This is a genomic window from Acrocarpospora pleiomorpha (genome assembly GCF_009687885.1).
GTDB lineage: Bacteria > Actinomycetota > Actinomycetes > Streptosporangiales > Streptosporangiaceae > Acrocarpospora > Acrocarpospora pleiomorpha.
The window spans coordinates 18,802-37,543 of the sequence record NZ_BLAF01000034.1 but is presented as its reverse complement, the minus strand read 5'-3'; the positions used below and the strand labels follow the sequence as shown (position 1 = coordinate 37,543).

The following is an 18,742-nucleotide window of genomic DNA, read 5'->3' as shown; positions in this document are numbered from 1 at the left end:
ATCCGATGGATTAGGACGCAAGAAATCTACAGAGATGGGCAGAGCCACAGGGGGTCGCGGCCCAGCGTCGTGTTCCACTGCCGCATGATGCCGAGAGGCCCATCGCGGGGATCGCGATGGGCCTCTGAGCAGCGGAGCCGCCTAAGGGAACGACCTGTTTACAAAGTCAGTGGCGGGCGCTGAGGGGGCGCATGTCTGTCCAGACCTCTTCGATGTGGGCGAGGCATGCCTCCTTTTCGCCGGAGAAGCCCTCCGTGCGCCAGCCGTCCGGGACCGGGCGGTCGGCGGCCCAGATCGAGTACTGCTCCTCGTCGTTCAGTACGACCAGATACTCGCTCACACTTTCTCCTTCTTCTTAAAGGATCGGTTCTTCAGGGTTTCGAAGCCGATCACGTCGTCGGGCAGGGCGTCCGGGACCAGTTCGTCGAAGCGCCACAGGCCCTTGATCCAGCGCGCTACGAACACGGCGGAGGCCATGATCAGGGCGAACAGCACGTACATGAAGGCGATTCCGCGGCCGTCGCCGGTGCCGATCACCGCGCCGGCGGTGTCGGCCAGTAGGCCGCCGGGGGCGAACATTGGCTCGAACAGCGCGGTGCCGTACGGGGCGACCAGGCCGTAGCCGAGCGGCAGGGTGGAGAACGCGATCAGCTGGTTGAGCGCGAAGACCCGGCCCTGGAAGCGCTGCGGGACCTTGACCTGGATGATCGTGGCGTAGATGCCGTTGAGCACGGTGAGCGACAGGAACATGCCGAACACGCCGGCGGAGATCACCAGCAGGTGTTCGTGGGAGCCGACCACGATCGCGGCGGCCGAGAGTGCCACCGTGGACCAGAGCTGGCCGCGCAGCCGCAGTCGCCGGGGGCCGCCCCAGATCGTCATGATCAGGCCGCCCAGGAAGACGCCGAGTCCGCCGAAGAATGTCACCCGGCCCACGTCGGCGAGTTCGGCGAAGGACAGCACCAGCGGGGAGATCAGCAGGAACAGGGGCGACATGAACAGGTTGACGACCGCGAAGAACAGCAGCATGCGGCGGATGCCGTAGTTGCCCCAGGTGTACTTGAAGCCGTTGATCATCTCGGTCAGCATCGGCTCGCGGCGACGCCAGGCCATCGTCTTGGGGAAGCGGACCAGCAGCACGGTGATGATCGCGACCGAGTAGCTGACCACGTCGATGATCAGGATGCCGCCGAGCCCGATGACCGCCATCAGACCGGCCGCGATGAGCGGCACAACCAGCAGCGCGATGCCGTTGACCATGCCCATCAGGCCGTTGGCGTGCCCGAGGAATCGTTTCGGGACGAGCTGCGGGATCGCCGAGCCGTACGCGATGCGCTGGAAGGTGAGCGCGATCGACAGGCTGACCAGGAGCGGGTAGATGTGCCAGACCTGGAGGTTGCCGGTCCAGGTCAGGATGCCGAGGGCGAGCTGGGTGCTGCCCGCCGCGATGTCGCTGAACAGGATGACCTTGCGGCGGTCGAAGCGGTCCGCCACCGTTCCGGCCAGGGGGGCCGCGAGCATGCCGGGGACCAGGGCCAGGACGGAGAAGAGGGCGAAGTTGGCGAGGGAGCCGGTGGTGAGCAGGATCCACAGCGGCAGGGCGAACTCGGTCAGCGCGGAGCCGGTGATCGAGACGAGTTGCCCGGCGGCCAGCGCGGCGAAGCGGCGCATGCTGGGCTTGGGGCCGATCCGCACGTCCTGCTCGGCGCCCCGGCGGGAGACGCCCTGCAGCCACCAGGTCTCCTCGCCGGTGGTGCGTTCGAGGGCGGCGGTGTCCTCGGCGAGGATGGCCCGGTGGGTGCCGGTGACGATGTCCGCCAGCTCCTCCGCCCGATATTTCATGAAATAGTGGGCGGCTTCGTCGAGGACGACGCAGGCGGCGGTTTCGGCCACGCAGTGCCACTCGCGGAAACGTTCCTGGTAGTACTCGACGGCCGGGTCCCGTTCACCGACCACGGCGATGACCGGGGAGGTCAGCGGGGTCAGCTCCTGCTCGAAGATCTGGGCGAAGTAGCGTTCCGCCTCGCGGGTGCCGACCCTGCGGTTCTTGACGATCAGCCGGAGTTCGTCCTGGTCGAACTCGGAGACGTCCAGCCCGGCCGCGCTGAGCGCGTTGATCCTGCCCTGGTCGCCGCCGAGCTCGTCCCACCACTCGCCGAACCTGGCCATCGGGCCGCGCGGGCGGGCGAACGGGAAGACTCCGCCCAGGTAGACGGCCTCCGCCGGGCGTCCTGCCGCCGCCAGGATTCTGGCGGCCTTGGTGGTGATCATGACGCCGAGGCCGCAGTGGCCGTACATGACGACGGGTCCGGTGACGGTGTCCAGGATCTCCTGGGCGTACGCGGCGGCCACCTCGTCGATGGGCCGGGGTTCCTCGCCCAGCTCATTTCCCGGTACGGCCAGCGAATAGAGCGCCCAGTCGGCCGGCATCACGTCGGCGAGGGGTTTGTAGATGACGGCGCTGCCGCCGCCGTAGGGCGCGCAGACGAGGGTGGCGGTGGTCGTCCGGGCCGGGGTGAGGCGGTGGAGCAGCCGGTCGGGGCCCTTGACCGTGTCGGGGTCGAGAAGGTGGGCGAGTTCGCGGACAGTCGGATGCTTGAACAAATCCAGCAATGTCGCCGTGTGCCCGGCCTTGCGGAGGCGGGCGACGACCTGCATGGCGAGCAGGGAGTGGCCGCCGAGGTCGAAGAAGTCGTCCAGCACGCTGACACGTTCCAGGCCGAGCACGGCGGCCCAGATGGCTGCGACGGTCTCCTCGATGGGGGTGGCGGGGTCGGTGAACTCGGCCCCGAGGGCGGGGCCGCCGGTGGGGTCGGGGAGGGCGGCGCGGTCGACCTTGCCGTGCGACTTGAGCGGCAGCCGGTCCAGCCAGACGTAGCGGGCGGGGACCATGTAGTCGGGCAGGCGTTCCTTCAGCCAGGCGCGCAGCTCGCCGGACTCCTCGCCGACCAGGTACGCGACCAGGCGCTGGTCGCGCAGGTCGACGACGGCCTGGGCGACGCCGGGGTAGGTGGCGAGAACGGTCTCGATCTCGCCGAGTTCGACGCGGTAGCCGCGGACCTTGACCTGCAGGTCACGGCGGCCGAGGAACTGGAGCGCGCCGTCCGGCAGCCAGCGGCCGAGGTCGCCGGTGCGATACAGGCGCGTGCCCGGCGGGCCGTAGGGGTCGGGGACGAACTTCTCGGCGGTGAGGGCGGGCCTGTTCAGGTAACCACGGGCCAGGCGCTCGCCGCCGAGGTTGATCTCGCCGGGTACGCCTACCGGGACCGGCCGGCCATGCGCGTCGAGCAGCCGGACCAGCGCGCCCGGGAGCGGGCGGCCGATGGGCAGCAGGCCGGTGCCGGCGGTGACCTCGTGGGTGGTGACGCCGACGGTGGCCTCGGTCGGGCCGTAGTGGTTGACGACGCGGACGCGGGTGGCCAGGTCGGCGGCCCATTCGGCGGGGGCCGCCTCGCCGCCGAGGATGAGGAGCTTGCGGGGCAGGATCTCGGCTGGTTCGGCTTCGGCGAGCAGCGCGGCCAGGTGGGAGGGCGTGATCTTGAGGTAGTCGGCGGGACGTCTGCGGAAATATTCGGTTAAGTCGGGGGCGGCGGTTCGGGAGGGCAGGAGGTGCAGGCAGCCGCCGGTCATCAGGGACAGGTAGAACACGGTCACGCCGAAGTCGAACGCCAGGGATTGCAGCAGCGCGAACGCCGAACCGGGTTCGACCTGGAAACGTTCGTGTACGCCCGCCAGATATGTCATGACTTCGCGGTGCTGGACGGCGACACCCTTCGGCCGTCCGGTGGTCCCGGATGTGAAGATCACATAGGCGAGATCGCCGGGAGTGACCCCGCTGTGCACGGGTGTGTCCTGTCCGCCCTGGTCGTCCACGTAGACGGGGGCGAGCCCGTCCGGCAGCAGCTCCTCGGTGGTGACCGCGATCCTGATCCCGGCGTCCGCCACCATGTACGCCACCCGCTCGGCGGGCAGTTCCGGATCTATGGGGACATAGGCGGCACCCGATTTGAGCACTCCGACGATGGCCACCGCGAGCTCCGCCGACTGCTCCAGGCAGACCGCCACCCGATCCCCCGGCCTGACGCCCTGATCTCTGAGGCGGTGCGCGAGCCGGTTGGCACGCTGGTCGAGCTCGCGGAACGTGAGCGAATCCGGACCGAACACGACAGCGGGCGCGTCCGGCGTGCGCTCCGCCGCGGCGGTGACCAGGTCGTGCAGCAGGTCGCGGTCGAGCCGCGCGGCCGGTTCCGAGGTCCCCAGGGCAAGCACGCGCTCGTGCTCCCCCGGCGGCAGCAGGTCGAGTTCGGAGATCCTGGCGTCCGGATTGGCGACAATCGACCGCAGCAGGGCGTCCAGCGAGGCCGCCATGCGGGCGACCGTGTCCTCGGTGAACAGGTCGGTGCTGTAGATGATCGCACCGCCCATGCCCTCGAAGCCCTCGTACAGGTAGAAGGCCAGGTCGAACCTGCTCACCTGAACGTCGGCGGCGAACCCGCTAACCTGCACCGCGCCGGGCGCGGACGCGGGACCGCTGGCATAGTTCTGCAGCGCGAACATCACCTGGAAGATCGGCGTCCTGCTCACATCACGTTCGACGTTCAGCTCGTTCACCAGCTGGTCGAACGGCAGCTCCTGATGCGAGAACGCGTCCAGGGCGGCTTCCTTGACCCGGCCGAGCAGCTCCGTGAACGTGGGGTCCCCGTCCAGGTCGGCGCGCATGGCCAGGGTGTTGACGAACATGCCGACCATGCCGTCCAGCTCGGGCAGGCCGCGCCCACTGACCGGGCTGCCCACGGCGAAGTCGTCCTGCCCGGACCACCGCGACAGCAGCACCTGCAGCGCCGCCATGAAGGTCATGTACGGCGTCGCCCCGCACGAGGTCGCCAGCGCGCCCACGGCGGCTTCGAGGCGGGCGTCGACGCCGAAGCCGTACCCGGCGCCGGCGGAGCCCTGTTCGGCGGGGCGGGGCAGGTCGGTGGGGAGTTCCAGCGGGGGGACCCCGGCCAGGCGGTCCCGCCAGTAGGTGACGTCGGCCTGGTAGGCGGGGGTGCCGCTGCGTTCGCGCTGCCAGGCGGCGTAGTCGCCGTACTGGATGGGGAGGGGGGTGAGCGGGCGGCCCTCGAGGGCGGCCAGCAGGTCGCCGAGGAGGACGTCGCCGGACCAGCCGTCGGTGATGGCGTGGTGGGCGGCGAGTTGCAGCACGTGCTGGCTGGGGCCGAGGCTCACCAGCGTGGTGCGCAGGAGCGGCCCGCTGGCCAGGTCGAACGGGCGTGCCAGGTCGGCGGAGATCAGGTCCCTGGCTTGCTCGGGGGTGTCCGCGGTCAGGATCGTCAGGTCGATCACGGGCTCGTCGGAGATCACGACGGCGGGCAGGCCGTCCTCGGACGTGGTGAAGCTGGTGCGCAGGGTCTCGTGCCGTTCGGTGACCTGGATCAGCGCGTTCCTGAGGTTGCCGGGGTCGACCGGGCCATCCAGCCAGACTGCGAAGGGGACGATGTAGGACGCGGTTCCGGGGCGGTACTGCTCGAGGAACCACAGGCGTTCCTGCGCGTGGGAAAGCGGGGGGACCGTGCCGGGTGGGCGGGGGGAGATCGAGGCCGCCGCCGTACGGCGCCGCAGGCGCTGCTTGAGCAGGGCCTGTTTGGCCAGAGACAGGTCAGGTGTACTGGTCACGGGGACTCCATGAGGCGCAGGGCTTCCTCGTCGGACAGGTCGTCGAGCTCGGCGAGCAGGATGTCCTCGACGGTCGCCGCGAGGTCTGCGACGGTGGTGTGGGTGAACATGGTCCGGATCGGCACCTCCACGCCGACCACGGCCTTGAGCCTGGCGGCCACCCGGATGGCCAGCAGCGAATGGCCGCCGAGCAGGAAGAAGTCGTCGAAGGCGCCGATGCCCTCCAGGCCGAGCAGCTCGCTCCACACGTCGGCGACCAGGGCTTCGGCGTCGGTTCTCGGCGCGACGAACGCCTCTTCGCGGGAGGGCTGCGGGTCGGGCAGGGCGAGGCGGTCGAGCTTGCCGTTGGGGGTGAGCGGGAGGGCGTCCAGGCGGACGAAGGTGCTGGGGATGTGGGAGGACGGCAGGCGGGCGATCAGCTGCTCGCGCAGGCCGGTGGTGTCCCCCACCACGTACGCGACGAGGTTGTCGGCGCGGACTGTCACCGCGGCCCGACGGACCGCGGGAAGGCTTTCGAGGACGGACTCGATCTCGCCGGGCTCGATCCGGTGGCCGCGGAGTTTGACCTGGTCGTCGTTGCGGCCGAGGAATTCGAGGGTGCCGTCCCAGCGCCAGCGCACCAGGTCGCCGGTGCGGTAGAGGCGGGTTCCGCCGGGTCCTGGGACGAATCGTTCCGCTGTCAGGGCCGGGCGGCCGAGGTAGCCGTGGGCCAGGCCGAGGCCGCCGATGACGAGTTCGCCGGGAGCGCGGGGCGGGACCGGGCGGAGCAGATCGTCGACGACGGCGACCTGGGTGTTGCCGATCGGGCGGCCGATGGTGATCTCGGCGGGGTCCTCGGGGACCTCCCAGGCGGTGGACCAGATGGTGGTCTCGGTCGGGCCGTACACGTTGATCAGGCGGGAGACGCGGGCGCGCAGGTCGCGGGCGAGGCCCGAGGGCAGCGCCTCGCCGCCGACCAGGGCGGTCACCCGGGGAAGCTCGGCGGTCATGAGGACGCGCCAGCCGGACGGGGTGGCCTGGACGTGGGTCACGCCCTGCTCGGTGATCAGCCGGGCGAGCTCCTCGCCGTCGAGCGCGTTCCCGGCCATGACGATCCGCCCGCCGGTGATCAGCGGCAGATACAGCTCAAGTCCGGAAATATCGAAGGAAAGGGAGGTCAGGGCCAGCCAGACGTCGCCGGGGCCCGCGTCCAGGAGGTCGCGCATCGAGAGCAGGAAGTTGACGAGCGCGCGGTGCGGGACGACGACGCCCTTGGGGCGGCCGGTGGAGCCGGAGGTGTAGAGCACGTAGGCGGGGTCCTCGGGGAGGACCCCGACGTCGAGTTCGCCGTCCTCGGTGATCGGCTCTCCGAGCCGGATGGTCGGGCCGTCCCAGGTCGCCTCGCCGTCGGTGAGCAGGGCGCGCGGTTTGGCGTCGTCCAGCACGAACGCGAGCCGCGCCTCGGGATAGGCGGGATCCAGCGGCAGGTAGGCCGCGCCCGCCTTCAGCACGGCCAGCATCCCGGTGAGCGAGGCCACCGAGCGTTCCGCCAGCACCCCGACGACGTCGCCGCGCCCGACGCCCAGCCGCCGCAGGCGCACCGCGAGCCGCCGCGACGCCGCGTCGAGTTCGGCATATGTCATGCCATCGACGGCGATCCGGTCGCTCGACTCGACCAAGTCGAGCATCGTCGGCGCCGGAAGCGCGAACTCCGGCCCGCGCGTCGACTCGGCCAGGAACGCGTCGTCGTCCAGGGTGCGCATCGACAGGACGGACAGGCGGGTCGACGGGTCGACGGCGATGTCGTACAGGGACTCGACCAGCCGTGCCGCCAGCCGCTGCACCGTCCGCGCGTCGAACAGCCGCGCGTCGTAGTCGAAGACCAGGTTGAGCCCGTCCGGCGCCGGCCACGCGGTCAGCGTCAGATCGAACGCCGTCTTGATCGCCCCCGCGTTGTACGGCTCGTGCCGCAACCCCGCGAACGTGTCCGGCATGTTGCCCTCGGCGGTCTGGCTGTGCAGGATCAACATGGTCTGGAACAGGGCCGTCTGCCCGAGCTCGCGCCGTACGCCAAGGACTGACTTGAGCCGTTCGACCGGGATCTCCTGATGCGCGAGCGCGTCCACCAGCGTGGCCCAGGTCCGGCGCAGCAGCTCGTGGAACGGCGGATCACCGTCCAGGTCGGCGCGCAGCACCAGCGTGTGCGCGAGATACCCGATCACCGACTCCAGCTCGACCCGGCTCCGGGCCGCCGTGGGCGAGCCGATGGCGAAGTCCAGCTTGCCGGTGTGGCGGGCGAGCAGGGCCTGGTAGGCGGCGAGCAGGACCATGAACAGCGTGACGCCGCTCTCCCGGCCGGCCGATTCAAGGCCGGCCACCAGGTCGGCGGGCACGTGCTCGTTGTGCACCGCGCCCTGCCTGACCAGGTCGAGCGGGCGCGGCCGGTCCAGCGGGAGTTCCAGCGCGGGGACGCCGGCCAGTTTCTCCTTCCAGTGCGCCAGCGCGGCCTCGCCCTCGTCGAGGGCTTCCCGCTTGAGCTGCCAGATCGACACGTCTCCGGCCTGGACGGGCAGCGGGGGCAGGTCCACGCCCTCGTAGAGGGCGGCGAGCTCGGAGAACATCACGTTGATCGACCAGCCGTCGGCGATGATGTGATGCATCGCCACGCAGAGCACGTGATCTTCGGCGCCGACCTGGATCACCGACACCCGGATGGGCGGCGCCGCCGCGAGGTCGAACGGGATGTTGACCCGTTCGGCGCAGAACGTCCGCGCCTCACGTTCCGGCAGTTCGGCCCATTCGATCTCGACCTCGCGCGGCGGGTCGATGACCAGGAGGGGGCGGCCGTCGTCGGCGGGGAAGCGGGTGCGCAGCGACTCGTGCCTGGCGGCCAGGGCGGTGAAGGCGGCGGCGAAACGGGTCCGGTCGAGCGGGCCGTACAGCCGCCTGGCCAGGTACATGTTGCTGGAGGCGTCGCCGGGGGTGAAGTGGTCCATGAACCACAGCCGCTCCTGGGCGGCCGACAGCGGCACCGGCGCGCCCTCGGGGCGGGGTTCGAGCGGGATCACGCCGGGATCGGCGCCGATCGCGGTGGCCAGCGCGGCGACGGTGGGGTGGGCGAACAGCGCCCGGACGGGGACGGGCACGCCGAACGCCTTAGCGAGCAGGGCGGCGGCGCGCGGGGCCAGCAGGGACCTGCCGCCGAGCGCGAAGAAGTCGTCGTCGGCGCCGACGCCGTCCACGCCGACGACCTCGCCGAACACGCGGGCGATGAGACGTTCGGCGGGGTTGGCCGGTGGGCGTCCGGTTCGCTGGGCGGGGGCGGGTTCGGCGCGGACGACCGGGCGCGCGGCGAGTCCCTCGGCCCGCCAGGCCGCGCCGCCGAGCGTGACGCCCGGGAAGAGCAGGTCGGCGAGCGGGCGCTCCGGGCCTGCCACGACGGCGTCGAGCAGCGCCGTGAACCGCGCGGCGAGAGCGTCGATCCTGGTGTCGTCGAACAGGTTCGCGTCGTAGGTGAACACGAGGGAGAGCGCGTCGGCGGTCCGCCAGGCGTCCAGCGTCAGGTCGAATCGCGCGGGCACGTGGTCGAGGTCGAACGGCACGCAGGACGCGCCCGCGATCTCGACCGGCTCCGGCGTCGTGTCCAGGGCGAGCATGGTCTGATAAAGCGGGGTCTGGCCGGTGTCCCTGGCCAGGTCCAGGTCGGCGAGCAGGCGTTCGACCGGGATCTCCTCGTGCGCCATCGCCGCCAGCACCGTCGACCGGGCCCGCGCCAGCAGATCCGCGTACGTCGGGTCTCCGGACAGGTCGGCGCGCAGCACCAGCACGTTGCCCAGCCGCCCGGCCACGGTCTCCAGCTCGACCCTGCCCCGGCCCGCCGTGGGCGCGCCGACCGCGAAATCGTGCTGGCCGGTCTCCGCCGACAGCACCGCCTGGTACGCGGCGAGCAGCACGGTGAACAACGTCGTGCCATGGCGTTGAGCCAGTTGCTCCAACGGCCCCACCGGGATCCGCACGCGCATCGAGCTGCCCCGACGTGACGCCACCGCCGGGCGCGGCCGGTCGGTGGTCAGGCGCAGGACCGGGAGCCGGTCCAGGTGTTCCCGCCAGTGCCGCAGCGCGTCGGCGCCGACGCCGAGCGCCTCCCGGCCCTGCTGCCAGGCGATCACGTCGCCGTGCTGGACCGCGGGGGCGTCCCTGCCGGGGTCGGCCAGGTCCTCGACGAGGACGTCCAGCGACCATTCGTCACCGGCGATCGCGTGGAAGACGACGCAGAGGACGTGGTCGCCGGAGGGCAGCCGTACCAGCGAGATCCGGACGGGTGGGGCGGCGGCCAGGTCGAACGGCGCGTTGACCCGGGCCGACAGCAGCGCGCGGGCGTCGGCTTCGGTGGCGGCGGCCAGATGGTCGAGCGGGACCTCGCCGGGTTCCTCGATGACCGCCACCGGGCGGCCGTCCACGTCGGGGAAGCGGGTGCGCAATGCTTCGTGGCGGGCGATCGTGGCCGCCAGCGCCGCCTCCAGGGCGGGCACGTCGAGCGGGCCGCGGAGCAGCCGGGTCAGGTGCATGTTGTAGGAGGCGTCGCCCGGGTCGAAGCGGTGCAGGAACCACAGCCGTTCCTGGGCGGGCGACAGCAGCACCGGGGTGCCGGGCGGGCGGGGCTCCAACGGCACCGACACCGTGTCCAGGCCGTCCAGGACCGCCGCGAGACCCGCCACGGTCGGGGCCGCGAACAGCTCGCCGACCGGGATCTCCACGCCCAGCCGCCGGGTCAGCCGGGCGGTCACCTTGGTGGCCAGCAGCGAGTGCCCGCCGGCCGCGAAGAAGTCCGCGTCCGCGCCGACCCGCTCCAGGCCGAGCACCTCGGCGAACGCCTCGGCCACGACCCGCTCCGACTCGGTGCGCGGCTCGATCTCCCCGGCCCCGGCCACCGGCGCGGGCAGCGCCCGCCGGTCCACCTTGCCGTTCGGCGTCAGCGGCATCGCCGCCATCGGCACCACGATCGACGGCACCATGTACGGCGGCAACCGCTCGGCCAGCGCCTCCCTCGGGTCCTCGTTCTTGCCCTCAACGTTTTCGCCCACGATGTACGCGACGAGGACGTCCTTATGCACGGTGACGATGGCCTGCCGGACACCCGGGATCTCCTCCAGGACCGTCTCGATCTCGCCGAGTTCGATCCGGTGGCCGCGGAGTTTGACCTGGTTGTCCGAACGGCCGAGGAAGTCGAGCGTGCCGTCCTCGCGCAGGCGGACCGTGTCGCCGGTGCGGTAGAGGCGGGCGCCCGGGCTGCCGTAGGGGTCGGGGATGAAACGTTCGGCGGTCAGGGCGGGGCGGCCGAGATAGCCGTCGGCTACGCCGAGGCCGCCGATCAGAAGTTCGCCTTCCTCGGCCGGGTTCAGGTGGTCGTCGGCGACGTGGACCTGGGTGTTGCCGATGGGGGCGCCGATGCTGACGAACGCGGTGCCCCGAGGGACCTCCCAGGAGGTGGACCAGATCGTGGTCTCGGTCGGGCCGTAAACGTTGATGAGGCGGGCGCAGCGGTCGGCGAGGGTTCTGGCCAGGGCGACGGGAAGGGCCTCGCCGCCGACCAGACCGACGACGTTCGCGGCGAAACCGGCGTCGAGGAGGACGCGCCAGCCGGAGGGGGTGGCCTGGACGTGGGTGACACCCTGCTGGGAGATCAGGTCGCGGAGTTTCGCACCGTCCCTGGCCGTCTCGGCGTCGGCGACGATCACCCGGCCGCCGGTGATCAGCGGCAGGTACAGCTCAAGTCCGGAAATATCGAAGGAAAGGGAGGTCAGTGCGAGCCACGCGTCACTGGGGCCCGCGTCCAGGATGTCGCGCATCGACCAGAGGAAATTAAGCAGCGCGCCATGCGGGATGACGACACCCTTGGGACGGCCGGTCGAACCTGACGTGTACAGGACATATGCCCTGTCGGACCTTTTATGCGGATATTTCACGAACTCAATGTGGGGCGCGAACTCGCCGTGGGTGGACTCGTCAGGGGTGGTTTCGTCGAGGGCTAGCACTGGTCCGGTGAATGGCGGCAGGCTGTCGCGCAGGTGGGTGAGGGTGAGCACGGCCTGTGCGCCTGAGTCGCCGAGCACCATCGCGATCCGGGCAGCCGGGTAGCCCGGGTCGAGCGGCAGGTAGGCCGCGCCCGCCTTCAGCACGCCCAGCAGTCCGGACAGCATCTCCGCGGACCGATCCGCGAACAGCGCGACCAGGTCCCCGCGCCCGGTCCCGGCCCGCTGTAATCGCGCCGCGACGGCTTCGGCGGCCTCGTTCAGCTCGCCGTATGTCATGGTGCGGGAGCGTGCCACCACCGCCACCCGATCCGGGCCTTCGGCGACGCGTTCCTCGAACAGGTCGACGATCGTCGGGACGTCCGGCAGCGGCAACTCGGAACGCGTATGCACGCCGGTCGTCTGCACCCCAGTCGTGTGCGCCTCAGTCGTGTGCACCCTGGTCGTTTGCACGCCGGTCGTTTCGGTCATCGCTCGTGTCTCCCAAGCCGGTGGTCAGGCAACCAGAGGGCAGGCATCAGAAAAAGCCGCACCGCCGTAAGGGGGAGCGCGTATGGCGTGGGAGCGTTCCCACGCATTCTGAGGCTAGATTTCGTGTGTGACGGCGTCAATAGATCATCCATATTTCAGAAAGATTCGCCGAGAATACGGCTTTCATCTGGGGATATTTAATCCGCCCATAATTGGGGCTTGACGCGCCGGGGGCGGTTTCTTCTATGCTGATTTGGGAGCGCTCCCAGGCCTCTCTGCCGTACCCGAAATCAGAGAGGAGCACGGGATGCCCCTGCCCGAGCAGGCCGATCGACGGCGCGAGCTGGTAGCCAGGCTGCTCGCCCAGAAGGCCGCTCCGCAGGGAGTGATCCCGATCCCCCGGGACGGCTCGCCGCTCGCGTGCTCCCACGAACAGCGCCGCATCTGGCTCGCCCAGCAGTCCGACCCTACCGCCGCGCCCAACGTCACGCTCGGCGTGCGGCTCACCGGCCCGCTCGATCTGGCCCGCCTGGCCGGGACCTTCACCGCGCTGATCGCCCGGCACGAGGCCCTGCACACGATCTACACGCTCGTGGACGGCGAGCCGTACCAGACCATCCGGCCCGGCCTCCCGGCGCCCTTCGAATTCGCCGACCTGAGCGGGCTGCCGGAAGCCGACCGCGAACCCACCGCGCTCGCCCTCGCCAGAACGGCCAGCGCCGAACACTTTCCGGTGACCTCGGGCCCGCTCATGCGCCTGACCGTCTACCGGATCTCGCCGTCCGAGCACCGGCTGTTCCTGGTCTGCCACCACATCGCCGCCGACGGCGGCTCCCTCGCCATCGTGGCCGACGACCTCGCCGCCCTCTATTCCGGTACGGAACCTCCCGCGCCCTCCGTGCAGTACGCCGACTACGCCGCCTGGTCCGCCGAGCGCAGCGCGCGGCGGTTGCCGGAACGCCTGCCGTACTGGGCCGAACGGCTGCGCGGCCTGCCGCCGCCATTGTTCGGCGGCAAGCCGGCCGAGACCGCCGCCCGCTCCGGCGCGACCCGCATGATCCGGGTGGAGCGCGAGACCGTCGACCGCCTCCGCCGCGTCGCCGACAGCCCGGCCACCCCGTTCGTGGCCCTGTGCGCCGCCTACGCCGTGCTGCTCCAGCGCATGACCGGCCACCGCGACCTGAACGTCGGAATCGTCTCCGCCTCCAGGACCCGCCGCGAGCTCGAATCCGTCGTCGGGACCTTCGTCAACATGATCCCGCTGCGGGTGGCCCTGCCCGCGGGCCAGACCTTCGCCGCCCTGCTCACCCGGGTCAGGGAAACGGCCGCGGGAGCCCTGGCCAACGAGATCCCCTTCGACACGCTCGTCTCCAAGGCGGGCATCCCCCGCATCCCCGGCATCCATCCCGTCTTCCAGGCCTCGTTCATCCACCGCGAGGACCCCAAACCCCCCGCCGACTGGAACGGCCTCACCGCCGAGGTCTGGGACCACGAGGTCGACGACGCCACCCTCGACCTGACCCTGTCGGCCACCCCTCGCGGCGACCAGTACGAACTCGCCTTCACCGGCCGCCTGGCCCGCTTCTCCCCCGCCGAGATCCGCGCCCTCCCGGCTACTTTCGCCACCCTGCTGACCGAACTCGCCGAAACCCGCTGACCAGCGCCCCGACAAGCGAAAGCCCGGTAACCGGAAGTCCGGTAAGCAGCGACCCGATAAGCGGAAATCTGCTAATCCGAAACTCGGTATTCGCGGGCCTGGCAATCGGCGCGGACTCTGCTCCCCGCTCCCTGCGAACACCCACACCGCCGTCTCTCGACCGCCGCGCCAAGCACAACGGGCCACCCTACGACCGGAACCGCTCCGGGCATTCGATCACGCCCACCCCCAACCGCAACACCCGCGTCTCAAAACGGGATATCTCCGGCTGTTAGGGATGGTGCCGTTGCGCCGCAAATGTCCTGTTAACACGAACTTCACGTCGAGTTCGGATGCCCAGCAAAGGGCGTCCGCGCCATATCTCCTGATCAGCGCGCCACACGCGCGAGCATCGGGCGGGATCACACGAATGATCCCCATCTGGATAGTCAAAGGCTGATATTTCAGCGTTTGTGAGGGAATGCGACTGTCCCACTTAGTCCAGCCCCGTTGGCGTCCAGGATCACCCCTGGCCGGGGTTGCGGACAGAAGGAGGGACTCGTGCAGCGAGTCTTCGCGCTCTTCACCGCGTTATGCGCCACTGTCGCCCTCAGCACCGTGCTCGCCGGGCCCGCGTCGGCGACTCCGCCGGGCATCCCGTCCACGGCCACCGCCACCTCCCAGCTCGCCGCGCTGACCGTCGCGAACGAGGCCAACGCCTCCAGCTACGACCGCGACCTGTTCCCGCACTGGAGCACCGTTTCCGGCACCTGCAACACCCGCGAGACCGTGCTCAAGCGCGACGGCACCGGCGTCGTCGTCAACTCCAGCTGCGCCGCCACCTCCGGCAGCTGGTACAGCCCGTACGACGGCGCCACCTGGACGCTCGCCTCCGACGTCGACATCGACCACATGGTCCCCCTCTCCGAGGCCTGGAAGTCCGGCGCCAACGCCTGGACCACCGCCAAGCGCGAGCAGTTCGCCAACGACCTGTCCAGCCCGCAGCTCTGGGCCGTGACCGACAACGTCAACCAGTCCAAGGGCGACAAGGACCCGGCCGCCTGGAAGCCCTCCCGCACCGCTTTCTACTGCACCTACGCCAAGGCCTGGATCGCCGTGAAGTACAAGTGGGCCCTGAAGCTCCAGAGCTCGGAGAAGTCCGCCCTCTCCAGCATGCTCGGCAGCTGCTGACGCCCGGCCGCTGACCCACCGGGGGCTGCCGCCGGTCCAAGCGACGGCAGCCCTCACCAGCATGGCCCAATCCACCGCCGCTAGAGCAAACCCCATCAAGCCTGGTCAAATCACCACGCAGCGTGTTCGGTTGAGTACGGGGCTACTCATGCCCTCCACCCGTAATCCCCACATCGTTGCAAATATGCTGATCAGACCCTTACGGGCAGCGCTCGCGTTCCTCCTGGTCATCGCGGGCCTGTCCATCGTTCCCGCCCAAGCACGAGCGGCCGCGACCCAGCCGCTCACCGTGCGCATCCTCCTGGTGAACTGCATCGATCCCTGCCGCAATCAAGGGCTCGAAGCCGCCGGAGAGAGCGCACCCGACTTCTACGGCGAGATCACCTTCGCCGGATTCCCCGTGCACACCACCCCGAGAGCGGCCGAGGACCAGGAACAGGTCGCCCCGTTCTGGGAGCTCACCCGGGACATCCCCACCACCGTGGTCGAACAGGAGATCTCCATCCTGATCAAGGACCACGACTCGACCAGCGACGACGACTGGGCCGACACCTCGCCGCGGGTCGGCGACCCGTTCACCCGGGTCAAGGTGAACATGATCAACGGCACGGTCACCGGTGACCTGACCTCGTCCGCCGGCTGCGTGGCCGGCAACGGCGAGGCGGGCGGCGGGATCTTCGGGGCCGACCCGAAGCCGGCCGTACAGGTCTGCTTCGAGATCACCCCGGCCAGCGCGGCCGACTCCGACGGCGACGGATTCACCGACTACGAGGAGTTCCGCGGCCGGGACTTCAACAACGACAACGTGGTCGACATGACGCTGCCAGACGCCGATCCCACCCGCCGCGACATCTACGTCGAGATCGACTGGATGGCCGGCCTGAAGCCGCAGCCCGGCGTGCTGAGCAGGGTGGAGCAGGTGTTCAACAACGCCCTGGTGACCAACACGCAGACCGGCGCGTCCGGCCTGGCCCTGCACCTGATCGAAGACGAGCAGGTCCCGTTCGCCGCCAGGATCGACTTCGCCGATGTACGGCCCACGGGCACGTACGACGACTTCGACGACATCAAACAGGGCAACCCCGCCATGGCCTGCGGCGCCACCGCCACCGGCAGATTCGGCAGCGCCGCCGACCGGGCCAGCCCGCTGTGCACCGACATCCTCAACTTCAAGCGCCAGCGGTTCCGGTACGGCCTGTTCATCAACGGGCTGACCAACAGCGGCACCACCTCCGGCCGGGCCGAGCTGCACGACCAGGGCGGCAACGACTTCGTCGTCTCGCTGGGCGTCTGGACCGCCAACATGTTCACCAACGTGGGCGGCAGGGCCGCCGCCGAGCAGGCCACCCTGCTGCACGAGCTGGGCCACACCTTCGGCCTGGGCCACGGCGGGCGCCGCGACAACGGGACCGTCGACGACCTCAACTGCAAGCCGAACTACCAGAGCGTGATGAGCTACTCCTGGCAGTTCGCCAACATCGACGGCAACCGCCCGCTCGACTACCAGCGGTTCGGCAAGGCGAACCTGAAGGAAGACGATCTCGACGAGACCCAGAACCCGGGCGTGGCCGGCGTCGCCCGGCCGGTCATCTACGGGGTCGGCGGCAACTGGACCCTCGGCTCCGCGAGCGCGCCGATCGACTGGACCGGCGACGGCCCGCCGTTCTCGGCCAGCGCGCAGGCCAACATCAACCACATCCCGACCATCGACCCGGGCTGCACCAACACCTCGAACACCGAGACCCTGCTCAGTCCGCCGGACTGGGACCGGCTGAAGTACAGCTTCACCAGCAGCCCGTACTGGTCCGACGGCTCGCACGGCCCGATTGTGCCGGAGCTGACCGGTGACTCGGCGCTCAAGGTGACCTCGGCCGACCTGACCGCGGGCATGACCGTGGACAAGGCCGACGCGGCCGGTGGCGACACGGTGACCGCGACCGTGATCATCGGCAACAAGGGCGGCAGCGGCTCGACCGCCACCTCGGTGACCTTCACCCCACCGGTGGGCGATCCGGTCACCCGTACGGTCCCCGACCTGGCGCCCGGCGGATCGAGGACCGAGACGTTCACGTACACGGTGCCGTGCACGGTCGCCGACGGCGTCACGCTGACCGCGACCGCCGCGGTGACCGGCAAGAACGCCGAGGGCGCCCCGGAGCCGGCGGAGACCCTGGCCGACAACACGGCCACGACCACGACCAGGGCGCACGTGCCGGTCATGGCGGTGACCTCCGCCGCGACCGCGAGCGTGAACGCCGGTGAGGCGATCACCTACACGGTGACCCACCGCAACACCGGCAGCGCCGCCGCCACCGGGGCCACCCTGAGGTACACGCTCCCCGCGGACGTGTACTACAGCACGGCTCTCGACACCGGCGCCGGTCCCCGCCCGGCCTCCGTGGCCAGGAACGCCGACGGCACGACGACCCTGACATGGAATCTCGGCACGGTCGCCGCCGCCGGGACGGGCGCCGTCGTCTTCACCGCGCGGCCCAGCCTGCTCCTGGAGGCCGGCGCCACGGTGACCGGCACCGCCGCCGTGACCTACGGCGGGACGAACGGCTGCGCGTTCGACCCGGTGACGGGCTCCTCGCAGACCTCGATCACCGCGGTCGCGCCGAGCCGGCAGCCGCTGGTCTCCGCTCTGTGGATGGTCCGCACCGACCTTCGCACCCCGGAGGCCCTGGCCCGCGTCCAGGCCACGGACACCCGCTTCGATGGCGCGGACAACTCCACCCCCAACGGCGCGCTGTCCCAGTCTGAGGCCTCGGCCGTCCTGTTCCCGCCGGCGGTCCAGCCGCGCAAGCTCCGGGCGGAACTCCTGGCCACCAGCCTCAACCTGGCGACCCGCAGGATCAACGCGGGCACCCAGATCCGTACGATCACCATCCAGCGCCTAGGCTTGAACACAGTGGGCGACGCCGTCCGCTACGTGCAGGCCACGCTGGCCCAGCCCCAGACCCTGGCCAACCTCATCCGCTACACCGACTCGACGCTGATCCTCACGGAGATCAACGCGAATGTGGCAGAACGCTACTGATCACCTGGCGGCGCCTCCCGGATCATCCAGGAGGCGCTGCCTCTTTGCAGGGGAGGTAATTACCAACTAAATTTGTAGGAAAAGTAGGAGGTTGCCCATGCCGCTGCCCGACTTCCTGGTGATCGGCGCGCCCAAGGCCGCCACCACCGCCCTGCACGCCGCCCTGGCCGGCCACCCCCAGCTGCACCTGTCCGCCGTCAAGGAGCCCAAGTTCTTCCTCACCGACGGCCCGCCCCCCACCACCGGCGGCCCCGGCGACGCCGACACGTACCGCGAGCACATCTGGCGCCGCCCCGACTACGAGGCCCTATTCCGCCCCGGTTTCGTCAACGGCGAATCCACCCCGTTCTACCTGTACGACCGCGAGGCCCAGCGCCGGATCCACGACCTGATCCCGCACGCCAAGCTCATCGTCACCCTCCGCGACCCGGTCGAACGCGCCCACTCCAACTGGACCCACCTCTGGTCCGCGGGCCTGGAACCCATCGGCGACTTCCTGGAAGCATGCGCCCAGGAACCCGAGCGCATCCGCGCCGGCTGGGCCCCCTTCTGGCACTACATCTCCCTGGGCCGCTACGGCGAGCAACTCGCCCACCTCTACACCCTGTTCCCCCGCGACCAGGTCCTGCTCTTCCGCTACCGCGACCTGCTCGACCGCCCGGCGCCCACCCTCAACCGCATCTGCGCCTTCCTCGGCGTCGACCAGGACATCCTCACCAC

At 70.3% G+C, this 18,742-nt stretch carries 7 protein-coding genes; 4 read left to right on the top strand and 3 right to left on the bottom strand.

From position 1 onward, the window contains the following. Nucleotides 1–166: 166 nt before the first annotated feature. The 3 genes from Aple_RS28055 to Aple_RS28045 are packed head-to-tail and all read right to left on the bottom strand — an operon-like array spanning nt 167 to nt 12,155. Nucleotides 167–340 (bottom strand): MbtH family protein, encoded by a 174-nt coding sequence (locus tag Aple_RS28055; protein ID WP_155347720.1) that lies wholly within the window; start codon nt 338–340, stop codon nt 167–169. Further along, nucleotides 337–5,673: a non-ribosomal peptide synthetase/MFS transporter gene (locus tag Aple_RS28050; protein ID WP_155347719.1), complete on the bottom strand. Its 5,337-nt coding sequence runs from the start codon at nt 5,671–5,673 to the stop codon at nt 337–339. Before Aple_RS28050 ends, Aple_RS28055 begins: the two co-directional genes overlap by 4 nt. Next, nucleotides 5,670–12,155 (bottom strand): non-ribosomal peptide synthetase, encoded by a 6,486-nt coding sequence (locus Aple_RS28045; protein WP_155347718.1) that lies wholly within the window; start codon nt 12,153–12,155, stop codon nt 5,670–5,672. The genes Aple_RS28050 and Aple_RS28045 overlap by 4 nt, the downstream gene beginning before the upstream one ends. Nucleotides 12,156–12,462: 307 nt before the next feature. On the opposite strand from Aple_RS28045, the gene Aple_RS28040 reads away from it, so the two are divergent. From Aple_RS28040 to Aple_RS28025, 4 genes are all read left to right on the top strand, one after another. Continuing rightward, complete coding sequence (locus Aple_RS28040; protein WP_155347717.1) at nt 12,463–13,812, top strand: condensation domain-containing protein; 1,350 nt, start codon at nt 12,463–12,465, stop codon at nt 13,810–13,812. Nucleotides 13,813–14,352: 540 nt separating this feature from the next. Then, a complete protein-coding gene (locus Aple_RS28035) occupies nt 14,353–14,982 on the top strand; it encodes an HNH endonuclease family protein (protein ID WP_155347716.1) in 630 nt (209 codons plus the stop codon). A gap of 184 nt (nt 14,983–15,166) precedes the next feature. After that, nucleotides 15,167–18,022 (top strand): CARDB domain-containing protein, encoded by a 2,856-nt coding sequence (locus Aple_RS28030; protein WP_155347715.1) that lies wholly within the window; start codon nt 15,167–15,169, stop codon nt 18,020–18,022. 97 nt (nt 18,023–18,119) lie between these two features. Beyond that, nucleotides 18,120–18,742: sulfotransferase family protein (locus tag Aple_RS28025; RefSeq protein WP_174889889.1), on the top strand; the 623-nt coding region annotated here is incomplete at its 3' end.

Coding starts and splice junctions, on each gene's coding strand:
- Aple_RS28040 (WP_155347717.1), top strand. CDS start 12,463: ATGCCCCTGCCCGAGCAGGCCGATCGACGGCGCGAGCTGGTAGCCAGG.
- Aple_RS28045 (WP_155347718.1), bottom strand. CDS start 12,155: ATGACCGAAACGACCGGCGTGCAAACGACCAGGGTGCACACGACTGAG.
- Aple_RS28030 (WP_155347715.1), top strand. CDS start 15,167: ATGCTGATCAGACCCTTACGGGCAGCGCTCGCGTTCCTCCTGGTCATC.